Source organism: Mucilaginibacter rubeus, from assembly GCF_014643835.1.
Lineage (GTDB): Bacteria > Bacteroidota > Bacteroidia > Sphingobacteriales > Sphingobacteriaceae > Mucilaginibacter > Mucilaginibacter rubeus.
The window spans coordinates 891482-906681 of record NZ_BMKD01000002.1 but is presented as its reverse complement, the minus strand read 5'-3'; the positions used below and the strand labels follow the sequence as shown (position 1 = coordinate 906681).

At 44.4% G+C, this 15200-nt stretch carries 10 protein-coding genes; 1 reads left to right on the top strand and 9 read right to left on the bottom strand.

What is annotated here, in order from left to right; genetic code table 11:
* Positions 1–330: 330 nt before the first annotated feature.
* Entirely contained in the window at positions 331–2886 is a 2556-nt protein-coding gene (locus tag IEX80_RS10285) for a TonB-dependent receptor domain-containing protein (RefSeq protein WP_176627746.1), read from the top strand.
* A gap of 250 nt (positions 2887–3136) precedes the next feature.
* On the opposite strand, the gene IEX80_RS10280 is transcribed toward IEX80_RS10285, so the two are convergent.
* The 9 genes from IEX80_RS10280 to IEX80_RS10240 form a co-directional block, all read right to left on the bottom strand.
* Positions 3137–4183: a DUF6807 domain-containing protein gene (locus tag IEX80_RS10280; RefSeq protein ID WP_188832798.1), complete on the bottom strand. Its 1047-nt coding sequence runs from the start codon at positions 4181–4183 to the stop codon at positions 3137–3139.
* An 81-nt stretch (positions 4184–4264) separates the two neighbouring features.
* The gene (locus tag IEX80_RS10275; protein ID WP_090532946.1) at positions 4265–5620 is read right to left on the bottom strand and encodes a Gfo/Idh/MocA family protein; all 1356 of its coding nucleotides are present in this window, start codon (positions 5618–5620) and stop codon (positions 4265–4267) included.
* Between the two features lie 463 nt (positions 5621–6083).
* Entirely contained in the window at positions 6084–6533 is a 450-nt protein-coding gene (locus IEX80_RS10270) for an SRPBCC family protein (RefSeq protein ID WP_188832797.1), read from the bottom strand.
* Positions 6530–6856 (bottom strand): ArsR/SmtB family transcription factor, encoded by a 327-nt coding sequence (locus IEX80_RS10265; protein WP_176627743.1) that lies wholly within the window; start codon positions 6854–6856, stop codon positions 6530–6532. Before IEX80_RS10265 ends, IEX80_RS10270 begins: the two co-directional genes overlap by 4 nt.
* Entirely contained in the window at positions 6837–7286 is a 450-nt protein-coding gene (locus IEX80_RS10260) for an SRPBCC family protein (RefSeq protein ID WP_188832796.1), read from the bottom strand. Before IEX80_RS10260 ends, IEX80_RS10265 begins: the two co-directional genes overlap by 20 nt.
* 250 nt (positions 7287–7536) lie before the next feature.
* A complete protein-coding gene (locus tag IEX80_RS10255; RefSeq protein ID WP_188832795.1) occupies positions 7537–8664 on the bottom strand; it encodes a zinc finger domain-containing protein in 1128 nt (375 codons plus the stop codon).
* Positions 8665–8696: 32 nt separating this feature from the next.
* Positions 8697–9812 carry an SPFH domain-containing protein gene (locus IEX80_RS10250; protein ID WP_188832794.1) on the bottom strand — a complete coding sequence of 372 codons (1116 nt, stop codon included), beginning with the start codon at positions 9810–9812 and terminating at the stop codon, positions 8697–8699.
* A 159-nt stretch (positions 9813–9971) separates the two neighbouring features.
* The gene (locus tag IEX80_RS10245; RefSeq protein ID WP_188832793.1) at positions 9972–11846 is read right to left on the bottom strand and encodes a RagB/SusD family nutrient uptake outer membrane protein; all 1875 of its coding nucleotides are present in this window, start codon (positions 11844–11846) and stop codon (positions 9972–9974) included.
* A 16-nt stretch (positions 11847–11862) separates the two neighbouring features.
* Entirely contained in the window at positions 11863–15030 is a 3168-nt protein-coding gene (locus tag IEX80_RS10240; protein ID WP_188832792.1) for a SusC/RagA family TonB-linked outer membrane protein, read from the bottom strand.
* Positions 15031–15200 lie beyond the last annotated feature (170 nt).

Here is a 15200-nt window from a genome sequence, read left to right as displayed (position 1 = left end):
CGCGAATTTTACCATAAAAATAGCGGAAAAAAGTGCGTTTTGTTTCTCAGGCAAAACGCACCATACTGTATCAAATACAGTAATCAACTAAATCCCATCTCACCGGGATGCTGCAAATGACAAAATGTTTTTTTATTTTTTTTAAGGAATAGATGGTTTACAGGAATTAATAGACAGAATGACAACTTTGATCTATAGCTTATATTGAAAATTCCTCCAATCACAAAGCCATAGACTCTAACGTTCGTTTGGTCTATTATTAAGGCCGATCCGTCTATTCTGCAGATTTTGATCAATGTATTTACTTTGTTTTGTTTCAAAATCTCGAATATGGGAACTGAAAATTACAAGTTCAACTTAAAAAATACAACGAGCCTGCGGGCATTGAAACTGATAACCTGGTTTTTATTGGCAGCAGGGACCGTGCGAGCCCAACAGCCCGCAGGCCCGCCATCAGGTGCCTCTTTGGGTAATGGAACTATCTTCGGAACCGTAATAGACTCCCTGACTAAAAAGCCACTGGACTATTCGACAGTAAGCTTATTTAAAGCAGGTACAACTGCTCCAGTGAACGGTAGCCTGGCAGATCAGAAAGGGAGTTTCAAAATCACTGGTGTGGCGCCGGGAACTTATCGCGTCCAAATCGCTTTTATAGGTTACTCCACCAAAACAATTGACGGCGTTGTTTTAACGGGAGCCAAAACCGACAGAAACCTTGGGCAGGTCATCGTTTCGCCAAGCGCTAAGATGCTGGCTGATGTTCAGGTTACCGGGCAAAGAGCCCTGGTGGAAAACCACATTGACAAATTAGTTTTTAATGCAGAAAAAGATGTAACCAGTGCCGGCGGCAATGCTTCTGATATCCTGCGCAAAGTGCCCATGGTTTCGGTTGACATGGACGGGAATGTTTCCCTCCGCGGAAATCAGAACGTACGGATACTGATCAATGGCAAGCCTTCAGGAGCGTTGGTAACCAACGCGGGCGACGTTTTGAAATCCATGCCTTCCGATCAGATCAAGAATATTGAAGTGATAACGGCGCCCTCGGCTAAATACGATGCGGAAGGTTCGGCCGGCATTATCAATATTATTACCAAGAAGAAGGAGGTTGCCGGTGTAAGCGGCTCTATCAATATGGGTATAGGTACCCGTCAAAACAATGAGAGCGGAAATATCAATTTTAACAAAAATAAATTAAGCATTACAGCTAACCTTGGTTATAACGTTGGATGGCCGCAAACCACCTATCAATCCTTTAACAGTCAAAATACCGAACTGGGTACATCATCCTCGTCAAACGGGCAAAGTACATCAAATCGTCATTTTACCAATGGCTCGGCATCTTTGGGATATGATTTTAATGATCAAAACACGTTTAACTCTACTTTTAGCCTAAGGGGAGGGGCATTTAAAAATAAAGGTAACTCGGTCAATAGCAATAATTCTGCATCAGAGGGAAATATCGATTATACAGCCTTAACAAGCAACGAATTCAAAGTCTCCAACTTTGACTGGAATAACGATTTTACCCATAAGTTTAAAAAGGAAGGTGAAGAATTAAGCTTTGCTTTTCAATGGACACATGGCACATCAGATGTAAACTATCTGTCAGAATATTCTGCTTTTACCCAAAACCAGCGTGCGGTTAATAACGGTACCAATAACGAGTATACTTACCAGCTGGATTACGTACTACCAATCAGCAGGGTATTTAAGCTGGAAACAGGTGCGAAAAGTATTTTAAGGAGGATATCCAGCGAATACGATTTTTTCAATCCAGATGCTTCAGGCGCGTACGTATTTAATACGGCCACATCCAACACCTATAGTTACGACCAGGACGTGTACTCGGGCTACGGCTTGCTTACTGCAAATTTGAAAGATGGTTTTACTGTACAGGCAGGTGCCCGGTTAGAGAATACAAAAATTAATGGAAATTCGGGTAATGTCAGTGCGGGCCTGGCACCTTTTGATAATACCTATACCAATTTTATTCCAAGCTTTGTGATTTCAAAGGCTTTAACGCCTACCCAAACGCTGAAACTAAGCTATAGTAAGCGTATCCAGCGGCCGAGTCTGCAATATTTAAACCCGTTTCTGAATACCAGCAACCCTCTCAACCAAACGCAGGGTAACCCGGAATTGTCGCCAGAAATTACGCAGACCGTGGAAATGACTTATTCTACCTTCATCAAAAGCAGTGTGATCAATGCCTCCGTCTATTATAGGAAGACCGATGATATTATTGAAAGCTACGTGCGTACAGTGCCTTACACCACGGTGGATAATAACGGGAACCCGGTTACCAGGGATGTTTCCCTCACCAATTACCTTAACGTGGGTAACAATAATTCCGTTGGTGTAACCTTCTTTGGCTCAACAGAATTGTTCAAGGTCCTAACCATACGGGGCAACGTTAATGCATTTACCTATAAACCGCAGGTGATCAGTAGCCTACAGCAAGCAAGCCAGTCTACCTATGTTCAGTACAATGCCTTCATTAGCGGAACAGTAAAAATAAACAAGGCTTTGTCTGCCGAAACTTTTTTGATCCAGAACTCGGCAAGGAGAACTTTCCAGGGAACAAACCCCTCTTTCAATTTATGGGTGATAGGTTTGAAGCAGGATGTTTGGAAAAAACGCGGAACTATTGGTTTGAACATTACCCAGCCATTTAAGGATTATAAAGACTTTACTTCCAATATCAATAGCGGCCCGCTTAGTCAAAGCAGCAGGTTCTCAGTGCCGTTCAGATCTTTTGGCGTTAGCTTTGCCTACAATTTCGGTAAAATGAATTTTGGTCCGCAGATGCCTAAGAAGAAACGCGGCGTTAACAATGATGATTTAAAACAGGGTGACAGCAATGGGCAAGGGGCGCAAAATTGATAGACAATATTGAGGGAGAGTTTTTTGAGTAATACCCTTATCACGGTAAAATGATGGCTATATGGGCTATATCCAACGAACTGATGCCGGTAACGACACACAGCCCGACTGAAACGAAAAGTAACAACCCCGTAATTACCTGAACCTTGCGCCGGGATCAGCGGGCCGTGACATACCTGCCGGGATATTTAAAAATGATAAAAAGTAATTCTGATAAATATCCCGGACCGGTTTGTTTGATATGGTGATGCTATTTAAATGACTTAAAAGCCTCCGCAGCCTGGTTTAATTGCGCTGCGCTGTTAGTTTGCGGCCCATTGTGTATGATAATCCGATACCTGAATGTTACCGATTCGCCTTTCTTTAAAGTCAGGTTCTTTTCAGATTTGCCGTTGGTAAACACCTTTTCGCCCAGCGGATTGGCTGCAAACAGACCGTAGCCACGGGCATGCCAAAAAGTAGGATAATTAGGGTTTTGAGGATGATCGATAATGGTAACGCTTACCGAATCGGTTCCAATTTTACCATATACCTTGCACCATACGCCGCGGGTGCTCCATGCGTCGTTACCTGTTTTGCCTTCGCTGGTGAGGTAAGTACCGTTGGCAACTTTATCGGTACCACCTTTTACTATGGTAACATTACCCTTATCGTCAGTAAATTTCTGGTCGGCAGGGTCAGGGATTTGCAGCTCATGGGCCAGACGCAGGCCAAGCATGCCATCTTTGGCATCTTTAAAAAGAGCGTCCTTATCCGCAGTAAGCGTAGTTACACGGTCAATGATCCGTTCCCGGGCATTTCCGCTAAATTCAAAGCGGGTTTGCTCTTCCAGTATTACTTGTTTTTGCTGATCTGTCCAGTTTGCATGATAGGCTAATATGCCTTTTGTCCCATCTTTTGTTTCCAAAATTTTGTCGGTGCGGATCCAGCCATAACCACTCTTTTTAGCCGCAGGTATGGCATAGGAGTTATTCCAGAAATCCAGACCGTTCAGGTTTTCAAAGTTAAACCATAATCCTATGTGATGCGGATGATCTGTAGGATCGCCGGGCCGTGGGGCCAACGGAAAGCCGCGGGTTACCAATGTGCCGTTTGCCGACCGCAAAGGGTAAAGAACGGGTTTTTCTAAAGTATCCGGATACAGGAAACTGGTAAAGGGTTTTCCACCTATCAGGATATCTATTTTATTATTTGTTGCTTTTACCAGCCTTACCGGTTCGGCTTTTTGAGCGTGTACTACAGGAAACAATAGCATATTTGCGGCAACGGCAAGTCCCAGTTTTTTTATGATCTTCATTGCTTGATGTAAGGTTAAAAAGGCTGTGCGCTAATGGCAAGGCACAGCCGATGTCAATAATGTTTGTGACCTATCCAGCTATTAATATTTAAAAACTTTTCCATTAGCCATTACCTCCTGGGTAGCTTCATCAAAAGTAGCCTTGTAGCCGGTATGAACAGCTGCATTGGTCATGATATTGGCTATCGAATGGCTGTAACCGGCTTCAACCGGGGCGTTTGGCTGCTTACGGCTGCGCACGCATTCCATCCAGTTGCGTACGTGGTTTGAAGTAAGTATATCACCTCCGGTATTGGCTGATGCTACCACCTTTTCGGTATTAGCCAGGCTAATCTCAGGCAGCAGGTTTGCCTTCATATGCATGGCATCGGCCATTTTTTGAGTAAGACCTCCTTTTGGCGATACTGTATTGGTGATGAGGTTAAGCTCGCCGCCGTTTGAATAGTAAATTTCGGCTGGGTGCTCATCGCCATTGTGCATGCGTGAGCCAAAAGTAACCTGGAAGCCGGTTGAAGGATCATTAAGCGGGCCATAATCAAAAGCGGCCAGTATGGTATCCCAGTTGCGGCGCCCATCTTTCCACATATAGATGCCGCCGTTGGCAACTACACTACGCGGGTGTTTTAAGCCCGTAAACCAGTGTACCGTATCAATCTGATGGCTCATCCACTGCCCCGGCAGTCCTGACGAATATGGCCAGAACAGGCGGTACTCCAAGTATTTACGCGGGTCGAAATCTTCATAAGGCCGGTTCATTATAAAACGTTTCCAGTCGGTATCCTGTTCCTTCAGCTGTCCTAATAACTCCGGCCGGCGCCAGCGGCCTGGTTGATTCACATTCCAGGTGAGCTCAACCATGGTGATAGGACCAAACTTGCCCGAACTGATAAATTCATTGGCTGCATGATAATTAGCGCCGCTTCTGCGCTGCGATCCAATTTGCACAATTTTGCCCGATTCCTTTACTGCCTTTAAGGCAGCCCGGTTATCTTCCATGGTTTCGGCAAATGGTTTTTCTACATAAGCATCGCAGCCGGCCTTCACAGCTTCAATAGCATGGCGTGCATGCTGAAAATCGGCAGTGCTGATGAATACGGCGTCCACACTTTTACTATCATATAATTCTTCATTATTGCGGTAAGCTTTTACGTCATGCTGCATTTTTTCTTTCCAGAGGGCAGAGCCTTCCTCGCGCCGTTTGTTCCAGATATCGGATACGGCTACCACATCAAAGTTGAGTTCTTTATAATGGTTCATGAAACTGGGCACGTGCGAACTTTTGTGCCTGTCTGAAAAGCCTACCACCCCAATCCTGACCCGGTCATTGGCGCCAATGATACGTTTATAACTTTGTGCGCTCCAACTTTTGGGGGCAAGCATAATTCCGGCCCCGGCTAACGAGGCCTGCCTGATAAAGGTACGGCGTGATTTTTCCATGTAGTAAATAGTTTTATTTGCAGGTTGTTTTTCTTCAAAATACGGGTGCCGTCAGGGGGCGGACACCTTCATTTTTTGCTGATTAAAAGGTAAACTGGTTAAAGCCGGTGCTTATGCGCGACTAAATCAAATATCGAAGAATAGAATTGAAAAGCAATAGCGTTTTTAACTGTTAATGTAACAATAATACTGTTTTTTGTAAATCAGATTTCCTTTAATGTCCTGGTTTGAAATGTAACAGGTTAATATTTAATTAAGCTAATTGGTTAAGCAACCCTGATTTTTAGCAGTATAAAGTTTGAGATAAAACCCTAATTGATAATTGATTAAACCCTCAAGCGCCTTTCATGAAAAATGAAAGGCGCTTTCTTGCCTAAAAGTTGTTCGAAACTTTCAGGTTTTAGTTTCAATATATTGACTAATAGAATATGATGTTTTATTTGGTTAGCTTTAATTTCGTTAACTAACTTTCTTTAGGGTTAGGTTCCCCTTTACCTGTAGTAATGAGGTTGTACAAACTTCCCGTAATATAACCGGCCCAGGCGTTTGAGCAAACCTCATAACACTCATGCTGTGGAACCAGGCCCTGGTGGGTGAAGCGGATTTGTGTTTTGTCGTCCTGTTCGGAAATTTCAAAAATCACTTTGGTGCCTTTCCATTCGGTTTGATCTTTGGTGAAACTAAAATAGTTGTCCAGTACAAGCCAAACCACTTTTTGGTTGGGAACAACTTCTGTTAATTTCAAGGTACAGCGGTGAAGGTCCCTGGCTTTGTAGGTAAACTCGTCATTGAGTTTTTCTGTGCCGCCTTTAACTTCTTCCGACCACCATCCGCGAACATTATTGATGGCATCATAAGCCTCTTTAGAGGTTTTATCTACCGAAATGGTTATAGTTAAATCCTGATCTTTCATTTTTTGTTCATTTTATCGTTCATTAAAGCTCCCAGTTTGTCCAGTTTATCGCCCCAGAATTTATCATAGTAAGCTAACCAGGCCTGTAGCTCTTTAAAGCCGTCTTGTTTCAACACACAATGCCTTTCCCTGCCGATGTCTTGTATAGAGATAAACCCGGCGTTGTAAAGCACTTTGATATGCTTTGAAACGGCCGGTCGACTCATATCAAAGTTCTCAGCCAATGAGTTGATTGTACGGCTATCTTTTGAAAGCAGGTGCAGGATCTGCCTCCTGCTTGGGTCGGCAATTACCTGGAATACATCAAGCCTGTGCTGTTCCATCTTTTTCTGCGTTTATGATCTGCAGCATTTTGTTGATAAGCACCAACCAGCCTTTTTCCATCGAGCTAAACATCAACGGGTTTACAGAGTCTGCAAAATCACGGTGTACCAGCAAAAGTTCGGTGCCGTTATCTTTTTCTGTTAGCATCCAGTTCACTGTCGAATTGCTTAGTTCACCATTGCCTGAGCCGAATTTCCATGAATAAGAGAGTTTTTTGAAGGGGATAACCTCCAGGATCTTGCAATAAAAAATCCCGTCGAAATCCATCTCGGGCATAGGTTTGGCCTTAAGCTGAAATTCGTGACCCAGTACAGGTTTCAGATTGCCGGGCATGAGCCATTGCGATATCAGTTCCTGATCGGTTAAAAATTCCCAAACCACTGTGGGTGGGTGCGGGTAAAATAATTGGTGCTGAATGATTTTTGCCATGATAGGTAACTTTTAAGTTACTCAAATGTATATGTAACTTGTGAGTTACGCAAATTTATTTTTATTTTTATCTGGGATGGCTAAGAAGCTTGTTAAGATTGGTTTTTTAAATGTAGAGACGCATCACATGCGTCTCCCGCATGCAGATTACGATAGGCAAGCGCTGTGTAAAGGAAGTTTATCCTATGGGAGACGTAATTACGCGCTTTACGTAAAGATATTGGGGCCTTTGTGTCTTAGGGCAGCTTCTCTATGCAGGATGAGCATTTTGGTATAGGATCACTCCAATTATTATCAAGGCTATTACAAACAACACAGCAAGTATTATCTTCATTGCACTCACAGGGCGCTGGCCGATAACCTCGCCTGTGCTGGCATTAACTGTAAATTGATAAATCTTGTTATTGTAGTTATAGGCGCTTACCCAAACCGGTAACATCAGGTATTTTATAGCTTTATCAAGATATTGGGTATCGGTGCTGTCGATTCTTTGCTCGTCTCCGCCTATGTCGTCTCGTATGGCCGAATTTATCGCTCCAGCAGTTTGTTCGGCCGCTTTAGTAAAACCTTGTTCCGGGCCTAACTGGTAAGTTTCGGAACGGAAGCCGCTCATATAACGTTCATCAAACTTAACCAGCATATTAAAATTCCAGGGCCCGAGTTTGGTAAGCGTTTTTTCAGGCAGTGAGTTGCTGGCGGGTACCAACAAGTCACCAAAATCGCACTCTACTCTTCCCGAAGCGTACGACCAGTCAGTATGGCGTACCTGCCTTGTTTTGGTTTGCGTTTTTCCGTCGACGGTTTCGGTATAAGTTTCGGTGGTATAGTAATAATCGCCGCGCTCACCGCTATAATCGGTTATGGTATAGGTGTCGTATGTCCAGTGTGGCAGGTAAACACCTTTTAGTGCTGATGATGCATCGCTTACCTTTTTAGCCAGGTCATTTGGCGCCCACCAAAGACTTTTAAGCCATTTTTTGAAAAAATCAACACCCTGTTGTTGGGTAACGGCAAATGGCAAAATATAATGAGGCGGCACATATTGCTGTCCGCTTTCAAGGTCCAATACCAGGGGAGCTGTACAAAACGGACATTTATCCGAGGTTACAAACTGATCGAGGATGGTTTGTGAGCCGCAGTTTTTACAATTCACTACCTTAAGATCGGCACTTTGTTTATTGTTGTCAATACCGGCGACAAATTCCTCATAATCATAAGATAGAATATCGCGGCTGTCGGGGGCACTTTCAATGGCGTTGCTCACGCCACAGTAATCACACAGCAAATTATGAGTGCCGGGATTAAAGTGCAGTAATGCTCCGCAGCCCGAACAATTTAAAGAATTGTTTATTGCTGACGGATTAACCTGGTTGTTCATCTCGAAAATATAGATTTAGGAATAGTTGCAGATCAGGCTATCGGTGGAGGTACATTATTAAACAAATCTGCAATCTCTTCAACAGATGATGCAACCGCCCATGCAGCCATTCCTTTTTTCCAAATCATGCTTTCCCTGCTTAAGGTTCCGCTGGCGATCATAGTATTAATGCTATCTATAGAGTGCGGCCCGTCTGATTTTCCATCCTTTACAATATGATATTGGATGCCCGGCAGGGGTGGAGGAGGTGGTATATCACTACCGGTATTATTAGGACTAACCTGATTTTGCTGAAAGATATTGCCAACCTGGCCCATCATCGCAGCGCCAACACCCAAACCCATACCGGCAGCTCCTAAGTTACCACCAATGGTATTTTCGGCAGATTTTTCAATAGCATTGGCAGCCTGAAACTGCGCATAAGCGCCGAGATTACCCAATATGCCCATTTCGCTGCGTTTATCAAGCACCTGCTCAACTTCGGGCGGCAGGGAGATATTTTCGACTAATAGTTTGGTTAGGTTTAAACCAAGCTCAGCGAAATCGGGCTGGATAGATTCTGTTATGAATTTGCCCATTTCGTTGTAGTTGGCTGCCAGATCAAGCACGTTTATCTTTGATTCGGCTACGGCATCCATCCCCCGCGAAACAACGGTGTTCCGCAACTGCTCATTGATATCTTCAATGATAAAATCGGGATTAGTGGCGGCGATTTCCTTAATAAATACTTTAGGATCCTGAACCTTAAAGTTAAACGAACCAAATGCCCTCAGCCGTACCGGCCCAAATTCAGCATCGCGGATCATTACCGGGTTTTTGGTACCCCATTTTTGGTTGGTGAACTGACGCAGGCCTACGAAGAATATATCAACTTTAAACGGGCTTTCAAAGCCATATTTCCAGCTCATTAGGGTGGTTAACAAAGGCATGTTCTGCGTTTGAAGCTCATAAGTACCGGGAGTAAATACATCGGCGATGCGTCCCTCGTTCATGAAAACAGCGGCCTGCGATTCGCGAACAATGAGTTTTGCACCCATCTTTATGGCATTATCATGGCGCGGAAATTTCCATACAAGCGTATTCTGGGTGGTATCAACCCACTCTATTACATCTATAAATTCGTTACGAAGGATATTGAACAGGCCCATATTTTCGATGTCAGGTTTAAATAATGATTAAATATGTAAAAAAACAAATAAATGAATGTGCTCCCGGCTAATTATTTATGCTTTTAAATCTATATAAACAAAAAACCGGACACTAATCAATTGACTAATGCCCGGCTCAAATGTTACAAATCAACTAAATTATGGTACTACTTTATCAAGAGGCGGGATATTGGTTTCTGAACCTGCGTATCCTTTGCTCTGGTTAATATGACCATTTACATTCAGGTCGATCTCGCTTTGCGGGACAGGCCATAAAACATGGTATGGCGAAATAGTATAGTGATTACCCGAATTGGTTACAACATTAGGGTTTTTATAGAAGTCGTTCTTCTCCATGATCCTGTCGTAAAAGAAGTTGCTTGTTGAAAAATTAGCTACGTTGTAGCTTTTTCCATTATAAGCGGCAATTCCTGTTTGCGCAAAGATGAAAGCGATACGGGTAAGCTCAGTTTTACGTGGCTCCTCCCAATACAGTTCTCTCTGGCGTTCGTCAAGTATAGTGCCGATATTAACTTTGCCCGGATCTGTTAACAACTGTGCATTTGCACGTGCCCTTACTTTGTTGATATCATCCATAGCAAGTGCGGTTTGGCCTTTCCATACGTAGGCTTCGGCACGTAACAGATAGGTTTCGGCTAAGCGGAAAACATACCAGTCGGTGTTGGTACCACGCGGCGGGCTCCACCATTTATCAAGCGCGATAGGGCCCGAGCCAATAAACACTTTGTAATGCGGCCAGCCAAACCAGGCACGGATGGTATCTTTTGCACCATTCAGGAAGCGTTGCTTAACGTTAGCATCGGTATATTGCTCAAGATGCTTGCCATACCATGCCGGATCGGAGGTTTTAATGGCCGGGCTATTGTAAACCAGATCAGTCATGTTCATCCAGTTTCCGGGAGCGTGCCTTAAGTCGGTATTATCTGTCCAGATGTATTTGGTAGCATAAGGCGTACCGCGTAAACGACCAATACCACGGCCATACCATAAAGTAAGCGGGAATTCTTCGGTTACTTTATCTGAAATGCCCGGTTTCAGCGCTCCGGGGGTAAGTATAGTACCGTTATGCCACATCGGCACACAGTTCCTCATCACCTGTGATCCGTTTGGCGTAGCGCCGTCAAGTGTTTCGCGGTCAAGTACTACATATAAAGCCTCGGCATTTGTTCCTAAAGCCTTGTTTTCGGGTCGGTGAAGGTCCCAGATGATGTTTTTTGAAGCATCGCCCGCAACTATACCAAAACGATTGGTCATGAGGTGATACGGGCCGTTGATGGCAACGTTGGCGGCCGCAATGGCATCATCAAATAAACCAAGTGCCAAATCAACTTTAGCTAAAAGGTGAGCAGCACCGCCTTTGGAGATATCGCCTTTAGCGTTCGCATCGGTAAGGTTAGCTACGGCGAACTCCAGGTCTGTTTTCATTTGCTTCAGGATAACGATACGCTGCGTACTGAAGTAGCCGGTGTTTACCGCAGTTTCTTCTTTTAGCAGCAATGGCACATCGCCAAACTCATGCACTAAACGATAGTAGCGGTAAGCACGATGAAATAAAGCTGTCGCTTTTACCAGGTTTTTATCGGCGTCTGAAGGCCATTTAATGTTATCCAGCCTCGATAAAATAACGTTACAGTCATGGATGCCCTGGTACCATGCGCTCCAGTAGCGACCTATCTTGTTATAGTCGTCACTGTTTAGGTTGGCGGTAGGGGTGATACGCGCGTTCAGATCCTGTGCAGGTGTGGTTTTATCGGTAGTACCCTCAACCGCGGCATCGGTAAATATCGATTCGGTAAGCAACGGGGCCGAGTCGCCAAAGTATTCAAATCTGACGCTTACATTTAATGTAGCCAAAGCTGCTTTAAATGCAGCAGGTGAGGTATAAGTTACGTCGGGTGTAAATTTTGAAGGTGCCTGCGGATACAGATCGGCCCGCTTGGTACAACCCCCGGTTATAAATATGGTTGCCGCTGCTAAAGCCGCAGCCATGATGTTTTTGTTTATCTTGTTCATGTATTAAATCCCTCCTTTAAAAAACTACGTTAAACCCGGCTGATAAATATCTTGGAGTAGGACCGCCGTTTTGCGGATCCCAAAGCGGCCAGCTTGAAAACACAGCTGCATTGCTTGCATTCACAAATAATTTGGCGCTTGATATGCCCAGGCGTTTGATGAGCTGCGGACTGAAAGTGTAGCCGATAGAAGCGGTTTGCAGCCTTACAAACGAAGCTTTACGCCAAACATTAATGGTTGTGCCTGATGAACCTGAGTTTAAGCGGGCGTAATCGTCAATCTCGTTATCAGGTGTCCAGTAAGGCAATACGTATGAGTTCATACGCGCAAAGCCTACGCTGCCCGGGTTGTTTAAAGCCTGGTTGTATTGCCTTAACTGACCAATGCTTGATACCAGCAGGAACGATACATCGAAATGTTTAAGGAAATTGAAATCATTGCGTAAAGACCAGCTAAAGCGTGGATTGGTTGAACCCAGAAATTGCTTATCATCATTGGTGAATTTAAAATCGCCGTTTACATCCTGCAGTTTAAAATCACCGGGTTTAGCGCCGTATTTAGCTGCTTCAGTAGCATCTGCGGTTTTCCAAACACCCAGGATCCTGTAATCCCAAACAGCGTTGATATCGTGACCAATGAACCAGCCGTTGCCGATATCATCTTTTTCAACATTGGTGGTAACGCCGTTGGCATCAGTAACCGGGAATGCACCGTACAGGTGAACAATTTTGTTGCGGTTTAAGAAAAACGTTCCACTGGCATTCCAGTTAAAGTTTTCGCTTTTAATGATCTTGCCATCCAATGAAATTTCAAACCCCTTGTTGTTAACCTGGCCGATGTTGGTGTATGGGTTGGAGTTGTTAGCCCCACCAACTAAATCGCCCGATGAGTTGTAGCCCTGAACATCAAGAATACTTCGTTTAACCAGAAGGTCGGTAGTTTTACGGTCATAAACATCTATCGAACCGCTAAGCCTGTTGTGTAATATGGTGAAATCCAAACCGATGTTAGGACCTACAGTACGTTCCCATTTTAACTGGGCATTTTGTAGCGTGCTTACATAAATGCCGCTGTTGTTGGTTACAGTACCTGAATTGTTTGCTGTTGGATATTTGATACCACCCAATACAGCTAATGAGATAGATGGATCGGCAGTGGTTGTAGAGGTACGGTTACCATTTGCACCGTAGCTGAAACGTAATTTACCATAGTCAAGCCATTTAAAAGCGTCACCTTTCATGAAGCTTTCATCACTGAATACCCAGGCAATTGCTCCAGAAGGGTATACCTCGCGTGGATGCTGCAAGCCAAATGCAGAGAAACCGTCGCGGCGTACAGTGGCGGTAACAATGTACCTGCCCAACAAGGTGTAGTTGATCCTGCCCATGATGGCATCGGCATTATAAATTCGGTCATCGCTGCTTTCAACAGGTAAATTACCGGCGCCTATGTTGTGGTAACCCAAAATATCGGTTGGGGTTAACTGTGTGTTTGAAGCATTGGTATACCAGGTTTGGTATTTTTCTTTGTTAAGCAGGAAGGTTGCATCAAAGCTATGTATGCCAAATGTTTTGTTCCAGCTTAAAATATTATCGAGGTTGTACCTGTAGCGGTTTTCCTGTGTACGGATGGCAGTACCACCCGAAAGTTCATTAGGGTTAGCTACCGGGCGGAAAAAGAAGTTTCGGTACGATTCGATGGTTGGTGCATAATTCACCGTATACTTAATACCGAAAGGAAGATCCAAACGGGCAAAAAGTACCGAGAACAGCGTGTTTTGAACCGCTACGTTTTGATTATAGCGGTTCCCGAGAAATGGGTTACGCTGATTTAAACCGCTGTCATCGGTATCGATACGGCGTAATGAGCCATCGGCATTGTACACATCTCCATAAGGAGATGAGTTAATGATCTGCGTCCAGTCGACTTCGGTACCATCAATGCCCTGACCGCTTAGCGAGGTACTGGCAGCGCCTTCATCACGGCTTGCAAACTGTGCATTTACGCCCAGGGTTAAAAACTTAGCTGCCTTACCTTCCAGGTTTACGCGGAAACGGCCGTCGGTATACTGTCCGCCCTGGATCAGGTTCTGGTTTTTAGTGTAGTTGCCCGATACATAATATTTAACGGTTTCTGAACTTCCCGAAAAGCTGCCTGTATAATCCTGACGGAAGCCATTGCGGAAAATCAGTTTTGACCAGTCGGTCATTTTACCAGCCTGGTAGTTGGCAATCTCGTTAGGGAATAAGCCCAAACGCTGCAGCCAGATGGTGGTAGGATCGCCTGTAGCACCGTTTAGGAACTGGTCAAGCGTTACACCCTCAGGCAGTTTGTTGGGGTTGCTGTAATAATAATAAGGATTTGAAGTATTAGAACTACGGGCTCCGTCGGCACGCCAGTTAAGGAAGCCATCGCCTGTATAGTATTTTTGATTTTGCAATAGTTGAGCAATACCGAAATTGGCATTCAGAGTGATTTGAGTACCACCCTTTTTACCTTTTTTGGTAGTAATGGCTACAACACCACCGGCAGATTGTGCACCATATACGGCAAGTGCGCTTGGATCTCGTAACACATCGACACGGTCGATATCGTTAGGGTTGATATCAGCCAGCTGACCCGGATAAATAACCCCATCCAATACGATAACAGGTTGTACGTTGCCCGAAAGGGAGGCTTTACCCCTGATCTGCAAATCGCCGGTACCGCCGCCTTTGGCCGAGGTATTCAAGGCAACCGATATACCCGGGATATTGCCCCTGATAATATCCGTAGCACTGGCCGGGTGTTCATTTTCTAATTTCTCGGCCTTAACACTGCTGATGGCACCGGTAACATCTTTAACGGCACGTGTGCCGTAACCTATTACTACAACTTCTTCCAGCTGTTTGTTGGCATCGGCCAGTGTTACATCAATTGTTGTGCGTCCATTAACCGGCTGCTCTTGTGTGGCCGAACTCACAAAGCTGAAAACAAGTGTAGCGTTGCCGTTGGCTGTGATAGAATAGCTGCCTTTTAAATCCGTAACGGTTACCGCACCTGTTGACTTGTTTTTTACAGTGGCGCCAGGTATTGGCAGACCCTGGTTGTCTTTAACAATACCTTTCACGGTAATGTCCTGTGCGAACGTGCGTGTTAGTATTGTAATAAGTAAAACAAAAATTAGCGTAATTTTTTTCTTCATAATTAATTGCTGTTTAATTGGTTAAGCAGCCCGTGGCTGCCGGAATGGGCTATAGGCAAACCTGGTTTACACCATAGCGATGCAGGTAATAACTGCTGTGCAATCTTTACTTCATATAAGCGATTTGTTGGTTAAGCGTATTACTAATTGGTATTGGTGGGGGTAAATTT

Bases quoted from the DNA above. Each gene is read 5' to 3' on its own strand.
- IEX80_RS10285 (WP_176627746.1), top strand. From the start codon at position 331: ATGGGAACTGAAAATTACAAGTTCAACTTAAAAAATACAACGAGCCTG.
- IEX80_RS10280 (WP_188832798.1), bottom strand. From the start codon at position 4,183: ATGAAGATCATAAAAAAACTGGGACTTGCCGTTGCCGCAAATATGCTA.
- IEX80_RS10275 (WP_090532946.1), bottom strand. From the start codon at position 5,620: ATGGAAAAATCACGCCGTACCTTTATCAGGCAGGCCTCGTTAGCCGGG.
- IEX80_RS10270 (WP_188832797.1), bottom strand. From the start codon at position 6,533: ATGAAAGATCAGGATTTAACTATAACCATTTCGGTAGATAAAACCTCT.
- IEX80_RS10265 (WP_176627743.1), bottom strand. From the start codon at position 6,856: ATGGAACAGCACAGGCTTGATGTATTCCAGGTAATTGCCGACCCAAGC.
- IEX80_RS10260 (WP_188832796.1), bottom strand. From the start codon at position 7,286: ATGGCAAAAATCATTCAGCACCAATTATTTTACCCGCACCCACCCACA.
- IEX80_RS10255 (WP_188832795.1), bottom strand. From the start codon at position 8,664: ATGAACAACCAGGTTAATCCGTCAGCAATAAACAATTCTTTAAATTGT.
- IEX80_RS10250 (WP_188832794.1), bottom strand. From the start codon at position 9,812: ATGGGCCTGTTCAATATCCTTCGTAACGAATTTATAGATGTAATAGAG.
- IEX80_RS10245 (WP_188832793.1), bottom strand. From the start codon at position 11,846: ATGAACAAGATAAACAAAAACATCATGGCTGCGGCTTTAGCAGCGGCA.
- IEX80_RS10240 (WP_188832792.1), bottom strand. From the start codon at position 15,030: ATGAAGAAAAAAATTACGCTAATTTTTGTTTTACTTATTACAATACTA.